General features: G+C 73.2%; 24 protein-coding genes. 12 read left to right on the top strand and 12 right to left on the bottom strand.

What is annotated here, in order from left to right; all coding sequences use genetic code 11:
- Window positions 1-357: 357 nt before the first annotated feature.
- Window positions 358-759 (bottom strand): winged helix-turn-helix domain-containing protein, encoded by a 402-nt coding sequence (locus AB0G13_RS17355; protein ID WP_357875234.1) that lies wholly within the window; start codon window positions 757-759, stop codon window positions 358-360.
- Window positions 760-1,129: 370 nt separating this feature from the next.
- Between AB0G13_RS17355 and AB0G13_RS17360 the strand changes: the two genes are divergently transcribed.
- Window positions 1,130-1,348 carry a flavin reductase gene (locus AB0G13_RS17360; RefSeq protein ID WP_357875236.1) on the top strand — a complete coding sequence of 73 codons (219 nt, stop codon included), beginning with the start codon at window positions 1,130-1,132 and terminating at the stop codon, window positions 1,346-1,348.
- On the top strand, window positions 1,345-1,518 hold the full coding sequence (locus AB0G13_RS17365) for a hypothetical protein (protein WP_357875238.1): 174 nt from the start codon (window positions 1,345-1,347) through the stop codon (window positions 1,516-1,518). The genes AB0G13_RS17360 and AB0G13_RS17365 overlap by 4 nt, the downstream gene beginning before the upstream one ends.
- Window positions 1,519-1,680: 162 nt before the next feature.
- Here AB0G13_RS17365 and AB0G13_RS17370 read toward each other — a convergent pair whose 3' ends face one another.
- Both AB0G13_RS17370 and AB0G13_RS17375 read right to left on the bottom strand, forming a co-directional pair.
- A complete protein-coding gene (locus tag AB0G13_RS17370; RefSeq protein ID WP_357875240.1) occupies window positions 1,681-2,031 on the bottom strand; it encodes a hypothetical protein in 351 nt (116 codons plus the stop codon).
- A gap of 216 nt (window positions 2,032-2,247) precedes the next feature.
- Window positions 2,248-2,538: a helix-turn-helix transcriptional regulator gene (locus tag AB0G13_RS17375; protein ID WP_357875242.1), complete on the bottom strand. Its 291-nt coding sequence runs from the start codon at window positions 2,536-2,538 to the stop codon at window positions 2,248-2,250.
- 76 nt (window positions 2,539-2,614) lie between these two features.
- Between AB0G13_RS17375 and map the strand changes: the two genes are divergently transcribed.
- Complete coding sequence (gene map, locus AB0G13_RS17380; RefSeq protein ID WP_357875244.1) at window positions 2,615-3,433, top strand: type I methionyl aminopeptidase; 819 nt, start codon at window positions 2,615-2,617, stop codon at window positions 3,431-3,433.
- A 143-nt stretch (window positions 3,434-3,576) separates the two neighbouring features.
- Here map and AB0G13_RS17385 read toward each other — a convergent pair whose 3' ends face one another.
- The 6 genes from AB0G13_RS17385 to AB0G13_RS17410 all read right to left on the bottom strand — a co-directional run bounded on the left by AB0G13_RS17385 (window position 3,577) and on the right by AB0G13_RS17410 (window position 9,058).
- Entirely contained in the window at window positions 3,577-4,101 is a 525-nt protein-coding gene (locus AB0G13_RS17385; protein ID WP_357875246.1) for an SMI1/KNR4 family protein, read from the bottom strand.
- 103 nt (window positions 4,102-4,204) lie between these two features.
- A complete protein-coding gene (locus AB0G13_RS17390) occupies window positions 4,205-4,975 on the bottom strand; it encodes a hypothetical protein (protein WP_357875248.1) in 771 nt (256 codons plus the stop codon).
- A gap of 225 nt (window positions 4,976-5,200) precedes the next feature.
- Window positions 5,201-5,875, bottom strand: a complete 675-nt coding sequence (locus tag AB0G13_RS17395; RefSeq protein WP_357875250.1) for a hypothetical protein — start codon at window positions 5,873-5,875, stop codon at window positions 5,201-5,203.
- Between the two features lie 134 nt (window positions 5,876-6,009).
- The gene (locus tag AB0G13_RS17400) at window positions 6,010-6,429 is read right to left on the bottom strand and encodes a MerR family transcriptional regulator (RefSeq protein WP_357875252.1); all 420 of its coding nucleotides are present in this window, start codon (window positions 6,427-6,429) and stop codon (window positions 6,010-6,012) included.
- Window positions 6,429-7,928, bottom strand: a complete 1,500-nt coding sequence (locus AB0G13_RS17405; protein WP_357875254.1) for a SulP family inorganic anion transporter — start codon at window positions 7,926-7,928, stop codon at window positions 6,429-6,431. Before AB0G13_RS17405 ends, AB0G13_RS17400 begins: the two co-directional genes overlap by 1 nt.
- Before the next feature lie 263 nt (window positions 7,929-8,191).
- Window positions 8,192-9,058 carry an SDR family oxidoreductase gene (locus tag AB0G13_RS17410; protein WP_357875256.1) on the bottom strand — a complete coding sequence of 289 codons (867 nt, stop codon included), beginning with the start codon at window positions 9,056-9,058 and terminating at the stop codon, window positions 8,192-8,194.
- A 119-nt stretch (window positions 9,059-9,177) separates the two neighbouring features.
- On the opposite strand from AB0G13_RS17410, the gene AB0G13_RS17415 reads away from it, so the two are divergent.
- Window positions 9,178-9,795, top strand: a complete 618-nt coding sequence (locus AB0G13_RS17415; RefSeq protein ID WP_357875258.1) for a TetR/AcrR family transcriptional regulator — start codon at window positions 9,178-9,180, stop codon at window positions 9,793-9,795.
- Window positions 9,796-9,927: 132 nt separating this feature from the next.
- A complete protein-coding gene (locus tag AB0G13_RS17420) occupies window positions 9,928-10,434 on the top strand; it encodes a hypothetical protein (protein WP_357875260.1) in 507 nt (168 codons plus the stop codon).
- On the opposite strand, the gene AB0G13_RS17425 is transcribed toward AB0G13_RS17420, so the two are convergent.
- Together AB0G13_RS17425 and AB0G13_RS17430 are read right to left on the bottom strand one after the other, a co-directional pair.
- Window positions 10,378-10,869 (bottom strand): GNAT family N-acetyltransferase, encoded by a 492-nt coding sequence (locus tag AB0G13_RS17425; protein WP_357875262.1) that lies wholly within the window; start codon window positions 10,867-10,869, stop codon window positions 10,378-10,380. The two genes, AB0G13_RS17420 and AB0G13_RS17425, sit on opposite strands and share 57 nt — an antisense overlap.
- A gap of 33 nt (window positions 10,870-10,902) precedes the next feature.
- A complete protein-coding gene (locus AB0G13_RS17430; protein ID WP_357875330.1) occupies window positions 10,903-13,218 on the bottom strand; it encodes a glycosyl hydrolase family 65 protein in 2,316 nt (771 codons plus the stop codon).
- Between the two features lie 262 nt (window positions 13,219-13,480).
- On the opposite strand from AB0G13_RS17430, the gene AB0G13_RS17435 reads away from it, so the two are divergent.
- Complete coding sequence (locus AB0G13_RS17435; protein WP_357875264.1) at window positions 13,481-14,119, top strand: phosphatase PAP2 family protein; 639 nt, start codon at window positions 13,481-13,483, stop codon at window positions 14,117-14,119.
- 187 nt (window positions 14,120-14,306) lie between these two features.
- Here AB0G13_RS17435 and AB0G13_RS17440 read toward each other — a convergent pair whose 3' ends face one another.
- Window positions 14,307-15,059 carry an A24 family peptidase gene (locus AB0G13_RS17440; RefSeq protein ID WP_357875333.1) on the bottom strand — a complete coding sequence of 251 codons (753 nt, stop codon included), beginning with the start codon at window positions 15,057-15,059 and terminating at the stop codon, window positions 14,307-14,309.
- Window positions 15,060-15,659: 600 nt separating this feature from the next.
- Between AB0G13_RS17440 and AB0G13_RS17445 the strand changes: the two genes are divergently transcribed.
- The 6 genes from AB0G13_RS17445 to AB0G13_RS17470 are packed head-to-tail and all read left to right on the top strand — an operon-like array spanning window position 15,660 to window position 21,038.
- On the top strand, window positions 15,660-16,226 hold the full coding sequence (locus tag AB0G13_RS17445) for a hypothetical protein (protein ID WP_357875266.1): 567 nt from the start codon (window positions 15,660-15,662) through the stop codon (window positions 16,224-16,226).
- On the top strand, window positions 16,220-17,152 hold the full coding sequence (locus AB0G13_RS17450) for a hypothetical protein (RefSeq protein WP_357875268.1): 933 nt from the start codon (window positions 16,220-16,222) through the stop codon (window positions 17,150-17,152). Before AB0G13_RS17445 ends, AB0G13_RS17450 begins: the two co-directional genes overlap by 7 nt.
- Window positions 17,149-17,808 (top strand): SAF domain-containing protein, encoded by a 660-nt coding sequence (locus AB0G13_RS17455; RefSeq protein ID WP_357875270.1) that lies wholly within the window; start codon window positions 17,149-17,151, stop codon window positions 17,806-17,808. Before AB0G13_RS17450 ends, AB0G13_RS17455 begins: the two co-directional genes overlap by 4 nt.
- Window positions 17,809-17,810: 2 nt before the next feature.
- A complete protein-coding gene (locus AB0G13_RS17460) occupies window positions 17,811-18,611 on the top strand; it encodes a ParA family protein (RefSeq protein WP_357875272.1) in 801 nt (266 codons plus the stop codon).
- Entirely contained in the window at window positions 18,601-20,133 is a 1,533-nt protein-coding gene (locus AB0G13_RS17465) for an ATPase, T2SS/T4P/T4SS family (protein ID WP_357875274.1), read from the top strand. The genes AB0G13_RS17460 and AB0G13_RS17465 overlap by 11 nt, the downstream gene beginning before the upstream one ends.
- Window positions 20,094-21,038, top strand: a complete 945-nt coding sequence (locus tag AB0G13_RS17470; RefSeq protein ID WP_357875276.1) for a type II secretion system F family protein — start codon at window positions 20,094-20,096, stop codon at window positions 21,036-21,038. The genes AB0G13_RS17465 and AB0G13_RS17470 overlap by 40 nt, the downstream gene beginning before the upstream one ends.
- The last annotated feature ends 4 nt before the right edge of the window (window positions 21,039-21,042 follow it).

A 21,042-nucleotide genomic window follows, 5' to 3' on the forward strand; every position in this document is an offset into this window, starting at 1 on the left:
CCGTCACCACGACGACCACCCAACGCCGACGCGGGCTCCACTTGGTCACTGGCCACCTCCAGCTCGGCGATTGCCAGCGAGGCTAGCGCGTCGATCTAGAAAAGGTGCAGCGGCAGATGACAAGCCCGCCGCTCAACGACCACTACACACGGCACGAGAAGATCCGGAATATGCGCGGAATGATCACAGACAGCGGCGACTGGCCGGGTGGCGTTTGCGCAGCTAGTGGACACCGGGAGCCGAGGAAGCTCTAGCCCCTTCCTAAACCGCGTGTCCAGGCGAGCGGCCAAGCCGGCGCCTAACCGCAGACCGCATGACCAGGCTCCTCCGACGGGGTTGCTGCACGGCCACGAGAGATCAGCGACCGACGCGGATGCGATCGGCCGCATACAGTTGGCGGGAGCCATCGGCGCGGAAGATCACGATGACCGGGATGCCTTCGCCCATCTCCAGCTCGCGTCGCTCGACGGGTGTAGGCATCCGAGCGGTGGCGGTGTCGCCCTTAAGGAGGGTCACCGTCTCGGTCGGCTCTACGGCGCGGACGAACGTGCCGCGCGGTGGTTCCACGATCACAAGCCCTTCCGACCGGAGTAGCGCTACCGCCTGTCGGACGCTTGTGCGGCTCAGCCCGTACTCCTGAGCCAACCGCAGCTCGCTGGGCAGCGATGCCCCGGGCGCGAGGTCGCCAGACGTGATTCGGTCTCGCAGGAGGTCTGCGAGCTGCCGGAACACGGCACGATCCGCGCTGGGGTCGATCACATTAGTGACGCTATGTGTCCAACAGCTCTACATCTTATTGTATCTACAGTCCTACGTCGTTACGGTGACGTGAGCTGCGGAGTTGCACGATCACCAGTCCCGACGTGCTTCGTGTTGGCCGATACCCGAGGGGAGACCTGGTGCCTCGCGTCTCGTACGAGGAGTACTTGGTAGCCGTCGCGCTCACTCTCGCCAGACGGCACCGGCCGGTCTGGTCATGGCACCGGTGGCGGAAGGTCTGCCGGTGCGGAGGTGAGCTCCCCTGCCGCACCAAGCATCGGATTCCGATCAACAGAGGCCACTGGCCGTCAGACGACGACCGGCCAGGAGCCGTGGCGTCGAAGTGGCGGGCAGCGCGGAAGACGCCGCAATGACGACCCACCTTCCGGTCACACCGGCTTGGGCGTGCAGCGGCTGTGGTGCCGACTGGCCCTGCCAGACCCGCCAACGCGAGCTGCGAGCGGAGTACGACCGCGCGCCCGTGTCGCTCGCCCTCTATCTGGCCGCGCAGCTCGTCGACGCCGCCCAGGACCTGGCCCACGTCCCCGCCGGCCACCTACACCACCGATTCCTCGGCTGGACCCGATGAGCATCCTGCGACCCGGCGACGAGAAGTTCCACTGCAGCGACGGCTCCCACAAGTGGATCCCGCCCGACCCCGACTATGACCAGGAGGTCTGGGACGAGCAGGTCCGCCAGCACAAGGAAGGCCACCTGAGAAACGAGCAGCCCAAGGTCCGCATCCAGCGCCTCGTCTGACGCCAGCAGTACAGCAGCGAAGTACAGCAACCGTGCCAGCCGAACCGGGCCGAGATGCGCGTCAACAGGCCGGATGACCTCGAACGGCACCGGGTCCAGCCCGATCGCCAGCAATCCATAGGTTCAGGGTTCGAGTCCCTGGCGGCCCACTCCTCCGCAGGGTCAGCAGCCCCGACCGGGGTCGCTTTTGCCGTGATCCGGGGCGGTGCAGCGACCCCCGTAGATCTCGACATGGCCGTCCGAGGGCTGCAAGCGGGACAGGTCCAAGGGGCCGCGACCCGACCGGGAGATGACCGCGGCCACGGCTTCGTTGAACCCTTCGGACATGTTATTGATCTCCACGAACTCACCCGACACATGCGTGGCATCCATCCATACGATGCGCTGATCGTCAGGAGGCACGACGGAGGCGTACACGGAGACGCTGGTTACTTCCGCCCAAGGAAGCCCTACGGCCCCGTGAGGGTGCATGATCCAGATTCCCAGGTCATCGACGGACACGCGTTCGGCCATGGAAGCGGACTGTAGCGGCTGTGCCGTCGGAACCGTCGACAGCAACGAGCCCTGGCCAGGGGCCGGATCTGCCCGATCCAGGAAGATCCATCGGCGGCGGCCTGAGCGCAGGGCTCGAGTCCCGGGCGGCCCACCATCCACCCTTACCCGGGCTGCGGATCCGCCGAGAAAGAACACCAGGCACAACCTGGCTTCGCCACCTGAACGGAACTTCTACTAGAGCACCTGGGCGGCGGGTCTCCGGGGCGCCTGGCGGATGGGCATGTCGGCCAGCCAGACGTCGGCCAGGTCGCTGAGGGGAACGTCGAGGGCCTGGCTGAGGCAGACCACGGTGCCGAACGCCGGCGCGGGAAGGCGGCCCGCCTCGATCTTGCGCAGCGTCTCGGGGGAGATGCCGGCCGCCAGGGCCACCTCGACGAGGCTGCGGCCGGCCCGCGCGGCCCGGAGGGCGACTCCGAGGCGCTGGCCCGCTGCGATCTGTTCAGCGGTGAGTGGTTGGCGAACCATGCCAGCAGGATATCCCTCCGCAGCACCGCCGACCTGGCGTGGTATAAAAATACCGCACACGGAGAGGGAGGCAGTCGTGATCGAACTCAAGTCCGCCGAGGAGATCGGCCGGATGGCGGTGGCCGGCCAGTTCGTCGGCGAACTGCTCGCCGAGCTGAGCGGCGTCGCCGCAGTCGGCGTCAACCTGATGGACCTCGAACACCACGCCCGCCGGCGGATCAAGGAACGCGGCGCCGAGTCCTGCTACTGGGACTACGCCCCTTCGTTCGGGCGCGGCCCGTTCCGCAACGTGCTGTGCCTGTCGGTCAACGACGCGGTGCTGCACGGCCTGCCGCACGACTACGTTCTGCGGGACGGTGACCTGCTCAGCATCGACATGGCGCTCGGCATCGACGGCTGGGTCGCCGACTCCGCGCTCTCCGTCATCGTCGGCACCGCCGACCCGGAAGACCTGAAGCTGATCGAGGCCACCGAGGCCGCGCTGGAGGCCGGCATCGCCGCCGCCCAGCCCGGCGGCCGCCTCGGCGACGTCTCCGCCGCCATCGGCGGGGTCGCCCGCTCCTACGGCTACGGCGTCAACGGCGAGTTCGGCGGCCACGGCATCGGCCGCACCATGCACGAGGCCCCGCACGTCGCCAACGACGGCCGCCCCCGCCGCGGCCTGCGACTCGACCCCGGCCTCACCATCGCCATCGAGCCCTGGTTCTGCCGCTCCACCGACAAGATCAGGTTCGACAGCGACGGCTGGACGATCCGCTCCGCCGACGGCTCCCGCACCGCCCACTCCGAACACACGGTCGCCATTACGGCTTCCGGCCCCCAGGTCCTGACCCGCCGCCCCACTCACGGCGCCACCTCGGCCGATCCCACCAGGAAGCCCGCCACAGCCCGCTGACCAACTGCCCGCCGCAAGGCGCGACCCAGGGCGTTTGCGCCCCGCAGTTCAGCGGCCCTGACCGGCCCTGCGGAGCCCGCAGGCAGGGCCGGTACGGCGGCAGCCGCACCTCCGGTCGAGGTGACCGCCTCCTGCCACGCTGACTAGCGGCAGAGCGAGCCGATTAGCTCCGCGAAGTCGGGGAACTCCGCCCGTGCCGCGGTGATGGCCTCGGCGGCCGGCTTGCGATGGGACGGCGCCCAGCGTTCCGCGATCTCCGTGAGGCGAGCGTCCGGGCGGGGATCGTGCATGTGGTGGGGGTACATCGTCGCCTCCAGGGGGCCGAAGCCGCCGGCAAGCAGCCACAGGTAGGCACCCAGGTCCTGGGCTACGACCGCCGTCTCGCCCTCCGACCCGAGGAACACCACCGGTTGCCGCTCAAGAGGCTCGTCACGACGCACCAGCCAGAACGCGGCGAGGCCACCGGTGCCGTCCTGACCGAAGATCCGGAACTCGGCTCCGTCGAGGTCACGGTTGCCCGTCCACGCCTGCAACCAGTCGGCCGTCTCGCGTTCGTCCAGGAAACCCGGGTACGGCTCGAAGTCGACACCGGCCCCGCCCCGGTAGTCGAAGCCGACCTCATGGGCTTCGGACAGCGGAGGCGGCAGGGTACGACGATCATCATCCACGGCAGCACCCTAACGCCGGGGACCGACGCGACCTGCCCAAGGAGCTCACCGACGGCCTCGGCGCACTCGGTCACCGACGCGTCGGCAGCAGGTCGATCCCCGCCTACGTGGGGAGGGTCTTCACGATCGCCGCCGCGAGGGTCGTCGCCTTCTCCTGAGCCATGGCGGTGATTTCGGCAGCGGAACTCAGCTTGCGGGGCCACAACGTGAGCGCCTCGATGCTGATCAGCAGTGACCCGTGCGCGAAGATCAGTCGCGCATCGCCGGGTAGGTACGTCATCCCGGCTTCGCTTCCCGGGTCCACCCGGCCTGCCGTCGCCGTGGTCAGCCTCGCGCTCGTCGAACCGATGGTCACCGTACTCGCGGCCCATCGGGCGCTGGCCTGGCCGATGATGAGGCGGAACTCGCCGCTCGGGCACCTTGCGGTGCGCACCGCGGTCGCGGCCGCACCGGCCGCAGCGGCATCGGGCAGCTTGGCCACCCTGACGTCCAGGACGGTTGTCGGGCGCTGGATGTTGCCGAAGGACGACACGGGGTTGGCCTCGAGGCTGGCGGCCCACACCGCATCGAGCGGCAACCCGCCCCCTTGCGCCCGGTCCGGCTCGGCGATGAGCAGGTCGCAAGGTTCGTATCGCGCCTCGCCGGTCTCGATCTCGCCCTGCCGGATGTCGTCACCCACACCGGCCTGTTCGGCCAGCCCGCGAATGGTCGTCATCAGGGCCTGCGGGTCGTCGGGGAGCGCCGACGGCACGGGGTTCACCGACGGCGGTGGGGGTGGCGGCGGAACGGGCTGTTCCACGCAGCCGGCGAGCCCCGCCACTACCAGCACGCTCGCGATGAACGTTGCACCGCGCGTCCGATCACCCGAACTCATTGGCCCCCGCTTTCGTCAGGGGCGCAGCTTACTGTTTTCCGCGCCCGGCAGTTGTCCGTGTCAACGCACGCCATCCGGGTGCTCGCCGCCCGCTCCACAATTGACGTCCTGAACCTGGACGGCGCCGACCGGATCGAGTCGTGAAGGCGTGGTGACGCAGTTGGGCGTCGCCCAACCACGTCACCACGACCGGCACCGGCACTCACCGACCCAGGGCTCTAGGCCTCAGGGCGTGTACGGCGTGTCCGTGTGGCTGATCTCGACGAGCCGGCTGCCGCTGAGCTGGTAGACGGCCGTACGCCGGACGGCGACCTCCGCCGAGGACGCGTCCTCGGGGCGGGTCAGGTAGACGACCGTCGCCCGACGTGAGCTGATCGAGACCGACTCGACCGGCGTCCGGTCGCCGATGTCGAGCATGGTGACGTAGACCGGCTTGCCGTCGATGTTGCCGTACATCACGACCTGCCAGAACTTGCCGGTCCCACCGCCGTCCATGAGCACCGGGACCAGCGCGTCGGCAGCCTCGTCGCCGGTCAGGTCGCCGATGGCACAGGGCTGTTGCATGTGGACGACGGTGCCGTCCTCCCCCGACCACATGCCGTCGACCAGCGGGATCGGTTCGGCGTAGCCGTTGTACCGCTCGGTCCCGTTACCGAGCGCGGCGGTCTTGAGCTGCTCGCAGGTGAGGGCCCGCAGCGGATCAGGCGCTCCGGGTGTGTCCGGTGCGGCCGACGGTGCCGCGTCGGGGCTCGCTGTCTCGTCGTCCACCACGTTGGTGCTGGCCGTCGGCTGCCCGGCGGCCGCCGGGTCCGGGTCGTCCGCCGGCGCGGTGATGGTGATGCATCCGCTCAGCGCCGCCACCAGGGCCAGAGCCGCGACGGGCAGCAGGGTCCTACGCATTGATCTTCCCTCTCCTCCAGGTGGCCCGGAGCGTAGTGCGCCTCCGCCACGGTCGACCCCGTCCGTGGGTGGCGCTGTCAGCTCCCACCGGAGCGAAGAGGACGGACAACTCCAGGAGCTGGCCCCGGGCCCGGTCAGGAGGGCGGGCCGCCGTGCTGGTCGAGCCGGTCGCGGAGCGTGTCGGCGAACCCCTCGGCCATGGCGAGCTGGTCGCGCAGCGCGCCGACGCGGGCGGTGGCGGCGGCGTGGAACATGCCGAGCCGGTCGAGCAGGGCGGCCCGGTCGGCGCCCTCGGCTGTGTCGAGGGCATCGAGGACGGCGAGCAGATCGCGCATCTCGTCGAGGGTGAAGCCGAGGGGCTTCATCCGTTTGACCACGGCGAGCCGGTCGAGGTCGGGTGCGGTGTAGAGGCGGAAGCCGCCCTCGCTGCGGGCCGAGGGCACGATCAGGCCGACGTCCTCGTAGTGCCGGATGGTGCGGATGCTCAGCCCGACCCGATCGGCGGCCTCGCCGATCTGCATCAGCCGGCCCTCCGTACGGTTGCCGGCGGCCATCAGTGGCCGACGCCGAGCCGGCCGGCGAGGGTGCCGTGGATGTGGGCGCTGGGACGGTTCAGCTCGACGATCTCCACGGTCTTGCCCCGGGCGGCGTACCTGGTGGTGATGGCGTCGAGGGCGGCGACGGAGGAGGCGTCCCAGACGTGGGCGTGCGTCATGTCGATGACCACGCTGTCGGGGTCGTTCGCGTAGTCGAACTGGTGCACGAGGTCGTTGCTGGAGGCGAAGAACAGCTCGCCGCGCACCGAGTAGATCCGGGTCGTCCCGTCGGGGTCGAGGACGCTGGTGACCTCCACCAGGTGGGCGACCCGGCGGGCGAAGATCACCATCGCGGTGAGCACGCCGGCGACGACGCCGACGGCGAGGTTGTGGGTGGCCAGGGTGGTGCCGACGGTGGTCAGCATGACGATCGTCTCGCCGTACGGCATCCGCTTGAGCGTCGCCGGGGCGACGGAGTGCCAGTCGAACGTGGACACCGCGACGATGACCATCACGGCCACCAGGGCGGCCATCGGGATCACCGCGACCACGTCGCCGAGCGCCACCACCAGGATCAGCAGGAAGACGCCGGCCAGGAAGGTCGACAGGCGCGTACGGGCGCCGGACGCCTTCACGTTGATCATCGTCTGGCCGATCATCGCGCAGCCGCCCATGCCCCCGAAGAAGCCGGTGACGATGTTGGCCACGCCCTGCCCCCAGGACTCCCGGGTCTTGCTGGACGGGGTGTCGGTGATGTCGTCGACCAGCTTCGCGGTCATCAGCGACTCCATGAGCCCGACCAGCGCGATCCCCAGGGCGTACGGGGCGATCAGGGTCAGGGTGTCCATGGTCCAGGGGATCTGCGGCAGGCCGAGCGTGGGCAGGCTGTCCGGCAACGCCCCCTCGTCGCCCACGGTCGGCACCGCCGCGTGGGTGGTCACCGTGACCACGGTCAGCACCACGATGGCGACCAGCGGCGCCGGGACGGCCCGGGTGAGCCGGGGCAGCCCCACCATGATCGCCAGCGCGACGGCCACGAACGGGTACACCAGCCACGGCACCCCGAGCAGGTGCGGCACCTGGGCGGCGAAGATCAGGATGGCCAGGGCGTTGACGAAGCCGACCATCACGCTGCGCGGGATGAACCGCATCAGCTTCGCCACCCCGAGCACGGCCAGCAGGATCTGGATCGCGCCGCCGAGGATCACCGCGGCGATCAGGTGGTCCAGGCCGTGCTCCTTCGCCAGCGGCGCCACCACGAGGGCGATCGCGCCGGTGGCGGCGGAGATCATCGCCGGCCGTCCGCCGCAGATCGCGATGGTGACGGCCATGGTGAACGAGGCGAACAGCCCGACGCGCGGGTCGACCCCCGCCAGGATCGAGAAGGAGATCGCCTCCGGGATCAGCGCCAGGGCGACGACGAGGCTGGCGAGGACCTCGGTGCGGAACACCTTCGGCGACAGCCAGGACGGGCGGGACAGGCGTGGGCGGGAGGCCGCGGACAGCACAGACGACATGGAGCCATTTCCACTCGGGGCGCGGGCGCACCGCGCCCGCCCGGCAAAGGGGTGGGTCGGTCGGGGTCGCATCGCGTACGGGCACGGCCACCGACGTCGGCCGGGCGTCGTTGCCCCGTTGCCGCGCACAGGAAACCGCGCGGCACGGCGGCCCAGCGGACCCTACTCTTCCGTGACGGAAGAGTTCGCACCCGCGTGGCGATCCTCACGGCCGACCGGCGACGGCCGGCGACGGCACGTCCCCGTCGAGCACGCCCGGCCGGTCAGGTCGGCCCGGTGCCCGGGGCCGGGATGGCCTTCTCGGCGGCGCGGCTCACCTCTTCCCAGCCCGCCCAGACGTCCATGCGTCGCTTCGAGATGTCGAAGGCGAGGTCGTAGACCATGCTGCCCAGCAGCAGCCGCAGCGGCGGCTCGTCGCTGGCGACCAGCTTCAGCAGCGCCTCGGCGGCCAGCCGGGGCTCGCTGTCGACCGACCCCTCCGCCCACTGCCGCGCCAGTTCCTCCCGCAGCGGGTCGTAGGCGGGGTCCGGGGTGGTCGCCGTGCAGCTGGTGTAGAGGTCGGTCCAGTAGCCGCCCGGCTGGACGATGGTGACCTTGACGCCGAACCGGGCGGCCTCGGCGGCCAGCGCCTCGCTCATGCCCTCCAGCGCGAACTTGCTCGCGCTGTAGAGCCCCGTGCTGGGGAAGCCGCCGAGCGCGCCGATGCTGGAGACCTGCACGACGTGCCCGCCGCCCTGGGCGCGCAGCTGCGGCAGGACGGCCTGGCTGACCCAGAGCGCGCCGAAGAAGTTGAGGTCCAGTTGGGCGCGGGCCTCGGCCTCGGTGAACTCCTCCACCATGCCCATGAAGAGGGCGCCGGCGTTGTTCACGACGACGTCGAGCCGCCCGAAGTGCCGGACCGCGCGGGCGACGACGTCGAAGACCGCCGCGCGGTCCGTGACGTCGAGGCGCAGCGCCAGCAGGCGGCCGGGGTGTCGGGCGGCGAGGTCGTCGAGCGGCGAGACGTCCCGGGCCGCGCCGACGACCCGGTCGCCGACGGCGAGCGCGGCCTCGGTGAAGGCGCGGCCGAGGCCCCGGCTGGCCCCGGTGACGAACCAGACCCGTGGTACGGCGGTGGCTGGGGCTTCCATGGGGACCTCCGTCCTTAACGAGACGGACCGTCTCGTCTTGTTGATGGGAGGGACCCTACCCGACCGCGCCCCGCTGTCAAGACGGACCGTCTCGTCTCACCTCTTGCTAGATTGGGCCCGTGCCCCCGCAGAAGGTCGCCCCCGACTCCAGCCGTCGCAGCGAGACGGCCCGCCGCGCCATCCTCGCCGCCGCCTTCGACCTCGTCGGCGAGCTGGGCTACGCGAAGCTCAGCATCGAGGGCATCGCCGCCGCCGCCGGCGTCGGCAAGCAGACGATCTACCGCTGGTGGCCCTCGAAGGGCGCCCTGCTGTTCGACGCCTTCCTCGCGCTCACGACCGACGGCGGGCAGGACGGCCAGAGCGGCGCCCTGCCCGACACCGGCGACCTGGCCGCCGACCTGAAGCTGGTCCTGCGGGCCATCGTCGACGAGCTGAACGACCCGCGCTACGACCAGCCGATGCGCGCCCTGCACACCGAGATCGTCCACGACCCCGCCCTGGCCGCCGACTACGCGAAGCGGCTGGACGGGCCGATGCGGGAGCTGAAGAAGGAGCGCCTGCGTGCCGCCCGGCGCGCGGGGCAACTGGCCGAGGACGTCGATCTCGACGTGGCCGTCGACCTGCTGTTCGGTCCGGTCCTCAACCGGTGGCTCCAGCGCACCGGCCCCCTGACGCCCGAGTACGCCGACCAGGTGGTGGAGACCGCGCTGCGCGGCCTGCGCCCCCGCCACCCGTAGGCCCACGCCGGACGCGGACCGGTCCCGCGTCACCGGGGGCGACAACACCTGACCCCCGGTCGTCGTTGATCCGGTCGTACCCGCCCCACCTGCCACGACGGTGCGGGCACCGACCGTGGAGGAGGCACGCCGATGACCAGTCAGCGCGAGACCGTGGAGGTCGACCCGGTCCTGTTCCGTGCCGTCTACGACTCGCCCGCCGCGCTGCCCGGCAGGCACCGGTGGACGACCCCGGAGTCGGACGTGCGGCGCATCGAGAAGCTGCTCGGCATGCCGCTGCGCAGCATCGGCGCCCCGCTGTGGGTCAGCGGGGACGAGCCGGACTGCCCGAAGTGCGGCCGGCGGGTGAACTGGTACGACATCGTCTCCTCCGCCCTCTCCGGCGTGCACGACCGGATGATGATCGCGACGGTCATCCTCGGCGACCGCAGGTACGTCAACACCGAGGTCCCGGACGCGATCGCCGGGGTGCGCTGCACCGACTGCCGCACCGCGATCGAGGGGCTGCGCAGCTTCAAGTGCCACAACTGGGCGTACGCCTTCGAGGCACTGGAGACCGTCCGGCAGCGGATGTCCGGCGCGTCAGTCGTCGGCCGTCAGCTCTCGGGCGAACCGCAGCCCGGGGCGCCCGTCGAGTGACACCTCGCCGACCGGCGTGAACCCGGTGCGCCCGAGCACCGCCCGCGAGCCCGCGTTGTCCATGGTGGTCTGGGCGGTCAGCCGACGCAGCCCGTACGCCTGGCGGGCCAGTGCCACGACGCGGCGGACGCCGTCGGTCGCCACCCCGCGCCCGGCGGCCCGCTCGGCCACCCGGTAGCCCAGCTCGGCCTCGCCGTCGGCGACGTCGACCAGGTTGAACCGGCCCAGCACCGTCCCGTCCGGCTCGACCAGGACGTGGAAGTGGCAGCGGCCGGTCTCCTGCTCGGCGAGCAGCCCCGCGTGCCGCGCGGCGAAGTCGGCGAAGTACGCGTCGCCCCGGTCCGGCACCGACCGCGCGAACCACTCCCGGTTCTCCCGCTCGAAGCGCAGCAGCGCGGCGGCGTGGTGGGCGGCGAGCCGCTGGAGATCCGACACCGCGCCACCCTACCCAGGGCGCGCCCGCACTCCTCAGCGTTCGCCGGCGGAGCGGCGGGTGGGGCGGCGGCCGGGCGGGGAGGGCGGCTCCGGGCCCGGGTCGGGCACCGCGGGCATCGGCCGCACCACCGGCGTGGCCCCGGTGACCCAGAGCGGCTCGCCGTGGTGCCACACCTCGATGCCGGCCTCCGGGTCGGCGTCCGGCAGCTCGTAGCGGGCCTCGTCGGAGGTCAGGGTGACCCGCAGCCGGTGGCCGTGCCAGCGCAGGCTGAAGGCGAGCCGGTCGATCGCCGCCGGCAGCCGGGGGTCGAAGGAGAGCACCCCCCGGTCGTCGCGCATCCCGCCGAAGCCCTGCACCAGGGCCAGCCACGCCCCGGCCAGCGACGCCAGGTGCAGCCCGTCGCCGGTCTTGTCGCCCAGGTCCGCCAGGTCCTGGAGCACCGACTCGGCGAACAGGTCGTACGCCAGGTCGAGGTGCCCGACCTCGGCGGCGAGCACGGCCTGCGGGGAGGCCGACAGCGACGAGTCCCGGACGGTCCGCGCCTCGTAGTAGGCGAAGTTGCGGGCCTTCTCGTCGGCCGTGAACTCCCCCGGGCAGCGCTGCATGGCGAGCACCAGGTCGGCCTGCTTGACCACCTGCCTGCGGTACAGCTCCAGGTAGGGGAAGTGCAGCAGCAGCGGGTAGTCGTCGTCGGAGGTGTTCGCGAAGTCCCACTCCGGCTGTTCGGTGAAGCCGGCCGCCTGCTGGTGCACCCCGCGCTTACGGTCGTACGGGACGAAGACCGCGTCGGCCGCGGCCCGCCACGCCGACACCTCGGCCGGCTCGACCCCGAGCCGGGCCGCCGCCTCGGGGTGCCGCTCGGCGGCGTCGGCGGCGCCGCGCAGGTTGCGCCGGGCCATCAGGTTGGTGAAGACGTTGTCGTCGACCAGGGCGCTGTACTCGTCGGGGCCGGTCACGCCGTGCAGGTGGAAGGTGCCGGTGTCGGACCAGTGGCCGAAGCCGTGCCAGAGCCGGGCCGTCTCGACCAGCAGTTCCAGCCCGGGACCGGCGAGGAACTCCTCGTCGCCCGTGGCGGCGACGTAGCGCAGCACCGCGTCGGCGATGTCGGCGTTGAGGTGCAGGCCCGCCGTGCCGGCCGGCCAGTAGCCGGAGCACTCGCGCCCGCCGATGGTCCGCCACGGGAAGGTCGCCCCGGTCAGCCGCAGCTCCGCCGCGCGCTCGCGCGCCTCCGGCAGGTGCGCGTGCCGCCAGCGCAGCGCCGAGCGGGCCAGCGGCGGGTCGAGGTAGGTCAGCACGGGCAGCACGTAGCCCTCGGTGTCCCAGAGCACGTGCCCGTCGTAGCCGTTGCCGGTCAGGCCCTTGGCGGGGATGGTCCGGTCGCCGTCCGCCCGGCCCGCCTGGAGCAGGTGGAACACCGAGAACCGGATGGCCTGCTGGAGTTCGGCGTCGCCGTCGAGCTGCACGTCGGCGGTCTGCCAGGCGACGTCCAGCGCCGCGCGCTGGCTGGCCAGCAGGGCCTCGAAACCCTCCGCGCGGGCCGCGTCGGCCTCCGCGACGACCAGGCGGGCCAGCTCCTGCGGGGGCACGCCGTCCACCGGGGTGCAGTCGTACGCGGCGAACTTGGTCAGCTGGAGCCGCTCGCCGGCGCGCAGCGTCCCGGTGAGGGTGAGGCGTAGCCGGTCCGGGGTGCAGTCGACGCCGGGGGCGAAGCCGTCGGGGGCCCGCACCTCGTGCGCGACGGCGACGGCGACCCGCTGCCCGCTGCGCTCGGTGCGGTGGACGAGGACGCCGTCGTGGCCGTCGGAGTGGCGGTACTCGGCGGTCAGCGGTTCGGTGATCACCGAGGCGGCGCGGGGGTCGTCGGAGCGCTCGGGCACCCGCTCGTTGGCGAGCAGGTCGGCGCAGACCCGCACCTCGACCGGCCCGTCCAACGGCTCGACGGACCACCGGACGGCGGCCACCGCCCGCCGGGGCAGGGAGACCAGCCGGGTGCTGCGGACGCGTACGCCGTGCCCGCCCGGGGAGGTCCACTCGGTGTGCCGCTCGACCACCCCGGCGCGCAGGTCGAGCACCCGTTCGTGGGTGCGCAGGGTGCCGGTGCGCACGTCCAGCGGCTCGCCGTCGACCCAGAGCCGGATCAGGGCCGCGTTCGGCGCGCTGATCACCGTGTCGCTGACCTGCGGGAAGGCGTAACCGTCCTCGGGATAGTCGAGCTCGCGCCGCTCGTGGAAGCCGTTGAGGTAGCTGCCGGGCATGCCGTAGGGCGTGCCCTCGTCCAGGGTGCCGCGCCAGCCGACCCAGCCGTTGCCCAACGCGAAGATCGACTCGGTCTCGGCGAGGCGGTCCATGTCCGCCTCCGTACGCCGGATCCGCCAGGCCTCGTCCTCCCCCGTGGCCTGCCCGGTCGGCGGCCGATCGGCGATGGGGGTGTCGTGCACAGCGCCTCCAAGGAAGTCCGACTTACCAGACCAATCGAAGCAGACCGGGCTGAGAGGTCGCTGAGACGAAGGTCGGGGTCACCACCTGACCAATGCACACTGCGTCCAGCTTCCAGGTGTTCCAGGGTTGTCTGCGAGCTGAACGAGGTATGAACGATGAGTGAGGTGAATCATGGTTGATGCGGACACACCGGACGCTCCGGAGATCAGTGTCGAGTGGTACCAGGACATCGTCGACTTCGCGGCCGATACCCCGCAACCGGTGCAGTGGTTCGCCGAGCACTTCACCGAGGGCGCGATCCTGCTGCTCGGCGCGCTGTGGCTGATCGCGGCCGTGTCCCGGCTCGGGGGCGGGCCGCGCGACCGGGCGTACGCCCTGGTGTCGCCGGCGCCGGTGGTGCTCGCGTACGGGTGCAGCGAGCTGTTGAAGACGGTGGTGGACCAGGAACGCCCCTGCCGGGCGCTCGCCACCGAACTCGCCATCGTCGCCGGCGAGTGCCCGCCGACGGGCGACTGGTCGTTCCCCAGCAACCACTCGACGATCGCGGGCGGCCTGGCGGTGGCGACGCTGCTGCTGTCCCGCCGGGTCGGGCTGGTGGCGCTGCCGCTGGCGGCGCTGGCCGCGTTCTCCCGCGTCTTCGTCGGCGTGCACTACCCCCACGACGTGGTCGTCGGCGTCCTGCTCGGCGCCCTGTTCGCCGCTCTGCTCACGCCGCTGTTCGCCCGCCCCGCCGCCGGGCTGCTGCACCGCCGCGCCCGCGAGGCCGAGCGCCCCGTCCCCGACCCGGCCACCCCGACGTCCCGCCGCTGACCGCCCCGCTCCACGGCGGGTCGCCGTCGGCGGGGCGTGGGCCCCGTCACCGCCTCGGCGGTCCCGGTCGTCCACCGGGCCGGGGACGGCCGCCGCTGACCGCCCGCTCCACGGCGGGTCGCCGTCGGTCGTCCGTCGGGCCGGGGACGGCCGCCGCTGACCCCGGGGACGGGGAGCCCGCCCGGGGTCAGGGAAGGAGGAGGGCGGCGAGGGCGCCGACGACGAGGAACGGTCCGAAGGGGAGGTGGTCGCGCCGGCCGACGCGGCGGGCGGCCAGCAGCGCGACGCCGACCGCCCCGGAGAGCAGCAGGGCGAGCACCAGCCCGGCCACCGGGACGGCCCAGCCGTACCAGCCCAGCAGCGCGCCGACGCCGAGCGCCAGCTTCGCGTCGCCGAGGCCGAAGCCGCGCCGGCCGAGCAGCAGCGTGGTGGCGGCGAAGAAGAACGCCAGCGCGACGCCCGCGGCGGTGGCGCGCAGCCAGGGCGCCGGGCCCGCCCCGGCGAGGGCGGCCAGCCCCAGCAGCAGCCAGGTCCCGCCCGCGGCGGGCCAGGTGAGCCGGTCCGGCAGCCGGTGCACCGCCGCGTCGACGAAGACCAGCGGGATCGCCCAGCCCAGCCACCAGGCCGTGGCGACCAGCACGGTCGCGGGCCGCCCGACCAGCAGCAGCACCCCGACGGCCGCCGCGACGGCGAGTTCCACCGTGCCCGGCGGCGGGCCGACGCGCGCCCCGCACCGCCCGCACCGCGCCGTCGGACCCAGCGCCGGCCAGGGCCGGGCCAGCCCGATCGGGGCGCCGCACGCGTCGCACCCGGTCCGGTTCCCCACCCCCGGCGGTACGGCGTGCCGGAGCACGGCGAGCCGGAGCGCCGGAGCGAGCGCGAGAACGGCCAGCAGCCGCGTGCCGCGCGGGGCGGCCTTCGGTGCGGTCGGCTCCGCCACCGCCGGCGGCCCGGTCAGCGCCACGGTCGCGCCCAGAGGCCGGCACCGGGGGCGACCACGCAGGGTAGTGGAATGAGCGCCTGCCGGTAACGGGTGGAACGGCCCGCACCCCTCCCGCACAAGGTGTGGAATTGCGCGCGGGAATGGCGCTTCCACATTGGCGGGAATCCCACGTCGACGAAATGTCGATGCGCCGACCCGGGGGACGGATCGGACCAGCCGGCACGTCCGGGACACGCACCGACCGCCGCGTCGACTCCGCGCCCACCGGTCGCGCTTCCCACGCCGCCGCCCCGCCGGGCCTCGCCGCCTCTCCCGCCCCCACCAGCAGAAACCACCCGCCGCCACCGCCTGTCATCACTCACAGTGTTCAAGTTAATTGCCCCTGTTGCATCGGCGAGCGTCAGCCTATGCTCGCCCCTTGGGTGTGGTGCAACCCACAACCACGCGACAGGACGACGCGGGACATCGCATTCGTAGAGATCTACAACGGTAAATGTGGCGGCAATTTCGACAGGTCCGGACGGCCCCGTCCGGTCGCGCCGCCGCATGCCCGGAGGCCGGCACGCCGGCCCCGGGTGGCCACCGAGGAGGCACGACGTGCGCGGACGGCGGTTCAGCCGATGGGCAACCTGCCTGCTCGCCATCGCGGCGCTCGGCGCGGCCCCGGCCTGTGGCGCCGAGCCCGGAACCACCCCCCGGGCGGCGACCGCCGGGGACGCGCCCGCCCCCACCCGACAGGCCGCCGACGAACAGGCCGCGAGGAAGGCGGCGCTCGCCGCGTACGCCGGGTATCTCGCCGCCTCCCGAACGGCGAGCGGGCGCGGCGACCCCCACCATCCGGAGCTGTCCCGGTTCCTCGCCGACCCGCTGCTGACCCGGGTCCAGCTGGCCATCCACGAGGCGAAGGAGCACGGCGCGATGCGTACCGGCACGTTGGTCTCCGACCCCACCGTGACCTCGGTGAGCCTGGATTCGAGCCCGCCCACGGTCGAGATCCAGGACTGTCTGGACGCCACCCGCTACCGGCTCGTCTACGCCAGGGACAAGCGGGTCGTGCCCGGCACCGGCGGAACGCGGCACCTGGCGACCGCCACCGCCACCCGCTACCCGGACGGCCGCTGGCTGATCAGCGCCGGCGCCGCCCACGAGGACCTGCCGTGCTGACGGGGGCAGCCCGCCGGTCGCTCGCGGGCGCCGGCCTGGCCCTGCTGCTGGCGCTCGGGGCGGCCGTGCCCGCGATCGCCGCGGGGCGCGCGGACCCCGGCGCGGAGTGCCCGCCGGGGCAGAGCGACTGCAGCGTCTGGGATGACGATCCCGGCACCCCGGGCGATCCCGGCGGGGGTGGGGACGACGGCGGGGGCGGCGACCCCGGCGGTGGGGGCGGCGGCGGCAAGTGCCAGTGGAACGGCCGCACCGTCAAGTGCTACCACGACGTGCTGGGCTGGTTCAACAACGGCGACGGCTGCTACTACAAGCTCGCCACGCCGCAGCCCGAGGCCCCCGAGGGCAAGCAGTGGTACCTGCGCTCCTGCATCGGCGGCAGCCTCGGCACCCAGACCCCGGTCCTGCTCGACGCCCCGCCGCCCGGCTTCGGCGCACCGCCCGATCCGGAGGAACTCGCCCGGCGGGCCCTGGCGAAGATCACCATCGCGACGCCCCGGATCGCGGTCGCCCCCCGCCGCAGCAAGGGCCCCGGCCTGGTCGGGCTGCCGGTCTGGATGTGGGGCAGCAACGGCGACGACCCCACGTACTTCGGGCCGACCCAGCATGCCTCGGAGAGCGAGCGGGGCCTGACCGTGGAGATCACGGCGACGTTCGACCGGATCGTCTGGGACATGGGCAACGGCCAGCAGGTCACCTGCTCCGACGCGGGGACCGCGTACCGGGCCGACGGCCCCCACGCCGGCCGCCGCTCCCCCGACTGCGGCTACCACGGCGGCTACCCGAAGGCCGGCGACTACCGGGTGCGGGCCACGACGTACTGGACGGTGACCTGGAGGGGCGGCGGCCAGAGCGGCGTCATCCCGGTCAACCGGCCCACGGGGACGATCCCGGTCCGAATCAACGAACTACAGGTGGTGGCTCAATGAGTGTGGCGACCCGGAACGGAACTCAGCCGGTGGACGCGCCGGTCGCCCCGCCCAGGGTGGTCCGGCAGCGCCGGATGCGGCCCGGGCTGCTCGGCTTGGCCGTGCTGCTGATCGCCCTCGGCGGCCTGGGGGCGGCGTTCGCGGTCACCTCGGTACGCGCCACCGGCAGCTACCTGGCGGTGGCCCGGCCGGTCGAGGTCGGCCGGCAGGTCAGCGCCGACGACCTGGTCCCGGTGCAGGTGGCCGGCGGTCAGGGGCTCTCCCCGGTGCCCGCCGGCCGGCTCGACGAGGTGGTCGGCAAGCGGGCCGCCGTGTCGCTGACCCCCGGCACGCTGCTGACGATGGCCCAGCTCACCGACGACCCGCTGCTCGGGCCCGGCCAGCAGCAGCTCGCGCTGGGCCTGGGCCCCGCCGAGGTGCCCGCCCGCAAGCTCCACCCCGGCGACAAGGTCCTGCTGGTGAGCACGCCGGACGGTGACGACGACCGCCCGGCTGGCGCCGCCACCCGGTTCGAGGCGACGGTCATCGACACCGTCACCTCCGATGACGACGACGAGGTGGTGGTCTACCTGGCGCTCGCCGTGCGGGACGTGCCGGCCGTCGTCGCGTTGTCCAGCCAGGAACGGATCGCCCTCGTACTGACCGAGGCGGCCTGACGATGGCGATCGTCGCGCTGGTGTCGGCGAAGGGCTCCCCGGGCGTCACCACCACCGCCCTGGCCTGCGCCCTGACCTGGCACCGGCGGCTGGTGCTCGCCGAGTGCGACCCGGCCGGCGGGTCGATCCTCGCCGGCTACCTGGGCGGCGCGCTCGACGGACCCCGGGGCATCGGCGAGCTGGCGGTCGGCGAGTTGCGCGACGGCAACCTGGAGTCGGCGTTCTGGTCGCAGCTGGTCGACCTGGACGCGCCGAAGCGGGAGCGGCTGCTGCTGCCCGGCGTCGTCGACCCCGCCCAGGCCGGCAGCGTCACCCCGCTCTGGCAGCGGTTCGCCGACTTCTTCGGCAGCCTGGAGGGCGGCGACCCGCCGTACGACGTGGTGGTGGACTGCGGGCGGCTGCACGTCGTCGGTCCACCGTGGCCGATCCTGCGCGCCGCCTCGGTGGTGCTGCTGGTCAGCGGCGCCCGGCTCCCCGACCTCTCCGGCACCCGGGCCATGGTCAAGGCGATCGAGCGGGACTTCGCCGAGCACCGGGTGCCGCCGGGCACCCTGCGGCTGCTGCTGGTCGGCGACGGCCACGGCAGCGGCGAGGTCAGCAAGGCACTGCGGCTGCCGGTCATCGCCCGGATGCCGCACGACCCGCGTACGGCCGAGGTGCTCGGCCTCGGCGGCACCGTGCGGGCCGGTCGGCCCCTGATGCGCGCGGCCGGGGCCCTGGAGGTGCTGGTCGGGGCGCTGCTGGAACGCCGGCGCGCCCGGCTGGCCTGGCCCGTGGCGCAGGGGGTGCCGGATGCGGTTTGAACCGGTCTCCGGCGACCCGCGCCGCCAGCCGCCCGGCGCCACCTCCACCGCGCCGCCGCTGGCCCCGCCCAACGGGCGGCACCATCCCGTCCCGCTGCCGGTGCCGGTCACCGCGCCGCGGCCGGAGCCGCCGCCCCGCCCCCGGGTCGACTTCCAGGTGGTCCGCGAGCTGCGTCGGGAGCTCAGCGAGCGGCTCGCCCTGTGGCAGCGCGGCCGGGAGTTCACCGTCGACGAGGAGGACACCGAGCGCGCCCGGCTCGCGGTGACGGTGGTGGCCGAGTACGCCGACGCGGTGCGCCGGGCCGGCACCCCGATGGCGGCCGGCGAGGAGCGGATCCTGCTCGACCAGGTAACCGCCGAGCTGGCCGGGCTCGGCCGCCTCCAGACGCTGCTGGTCGACGACACCATCGAGGAGGTGCACATCCTCGGCTGCGACCAGGTGCGCGTCACCCGGCACGGCGGCGGGGTCGACTGGGTGGAGCCGATCGCCGACAGCGACGACGAGCTGGTGGAGATCCTCCAGGCGGCGGCCCGCCGGGCCGGGGCCACCGAGCGCTCGCTGTCGACCTCGAAGCCCACCCTGGACCTGCAACTGCCCGACGGCAGCCGGCTCGCCGCGGTGTTCCTGGTCAGCCACCGCCCGTACGCGGTGATCCGCAAGCACAACACGCTGGACGTGAGCCTCGACGACCTCGCCGGGGGCCGGGGCGACCTGGACGAGATGATCGACCCGCTGGTGCGCGACTTCCTCCGCGCGTCCATGCGCGCCGGGCTGAACATCATGGTGGCCGGCCTCGCGGGCGCCGGGAAGACCACCGTCATCCGGGCGCTGATGGACGAGATCCCGGCCGACGAGCCGTACGTGCTGCTCGAGGAGAGCCGCGAGCTGCTGCCGGCCCGCCGTCGGCTCAAGCACCGGGCGGTGATGAGCTTCGAGGCCCGGGAGGGGCACGGCGAACGCGGGGCGGACGGCCGCCCGGCCGGCGAGGTGAGCATCGCCGACCTGATCCCGGTCTCCCTGCGGATGGGCGTGCTGCGGATCATCGTCGGCGAGGTCCGGTCCCGGGAGATCGTCCCGATGCTCCAGGCCATGACGACCAGCCGCGGCTCGATGTGCACCATCCACGCGCGTACGCCCGCCGGGGTGAGCGAGCGGATCATCGAGCTGGCGCTCGCGCACGGCCGGGAGATGACCGTCGACCAGGCCCGCCGCATGGCCGGCAACGCGCTGGACCTGATCGTCTACGTCACCGTCGAGGACGAGACCGCGATCGGCGGGCGCAAGCACCGCTTCGTCTCGCACGTCGAGGAGGTCATCGGGGTCGGCGACGGCAACCGGATCACCACCACGCAGGTGTTCGGGCCCGGGCCGGACGGGCGGGCCGTACCCCTGCACCTGCCCGAGCGGGTGCGCGCCCAGCTCCTCCGGGTCGGCTACGACGCCCGGCTGCTCAGCCGGTGGATCGAGGGCGGCACGGGCGCGTGGCGGCGGCCCCGGCACACCCGGCTCGGACGGCGGTGACGTCAGTGCTGGACAACGTCGAACTCGTCGCGGTGGCCTCCGGGGCCGCCTGCGTCGCGGGGCTGCTGCTGGCGGTCGTCGCGCTGGTCGGCACCCGCCGGCCACCCGGCGGGCCCGGCGCGGGCCGGGGCCTGGACCGCCTGTGGAAGGGCTCGGGCGCCACCGCGCGCGAGCAGCGGGCGCACCAGGCCCTGCTGGTGGGCGCCCTGGTCGCGGGTGCGCTGGCCTTCCTGGTCACCGGCCTGCCGGTGGTCGGCCTGCTGGTCGCCGTGGCAGTCCCGGGCACCCCGTGGCTCTTCTCCGTCGGCAGGGCCGAGCAGCGGGCCATCGCCCGCATCGAGGCGGTCGGCGAGTGGACCCGCCGGCTCCGGGACGTCTCCGCCACCGGCCAGGGGCTCCAGCAGACGATCATCGGCACCGTCGCCACCGCGCCCGAGGAGATCCAGGAGGAGGTACGGCTGCTCGCCGCCCGCCTCCAGGCCGGCTGGCTGGCCCGCTCCGCGCTGCTCGCCTTCGCCGACGAGATCGGCGACCCGGTCTGCGACCAGGTGGTGGCCGCGCTGATCCTGCACGTGACCGACCGGGGCGAGCGCCTCGGCGACGTGCTCGGCTCGATCGCCGGGGCGGCGGCGGCCGAGGTGGCCACCCGCCGGGAGATCGAGGCGAAGCGCACCCAGCCGCGCTTCGCGGTCCGCTTCCTCACCGGGATGACCCTGGCCACCGTCGCGTACGGGCTGCTCAACACCGAGTACATCAGCCCGTACGGCACGCCCTTCGGGCAGCTCGTGATGGCGGCGCTCGGCGCGGCCTTCGTCGGCCTGCTGGCCTGGGTGCGATCGATGAGCCAGCCCCGCCGGCCGGCGCGCTTCCTGCCCGCTCCCGCCCCGGAGGAGGTGCTCGCGTGAGCGC

The organism is Micromonospora sp. NPDC023633, assembly GCF_040640035.1.
In the GTDB taxonomy this organism is placed as follows: Bacteria; Actinomycetota; Actinomycetes; order Mycobacteriales; family Micromonosporaceae; genus Micromonospora.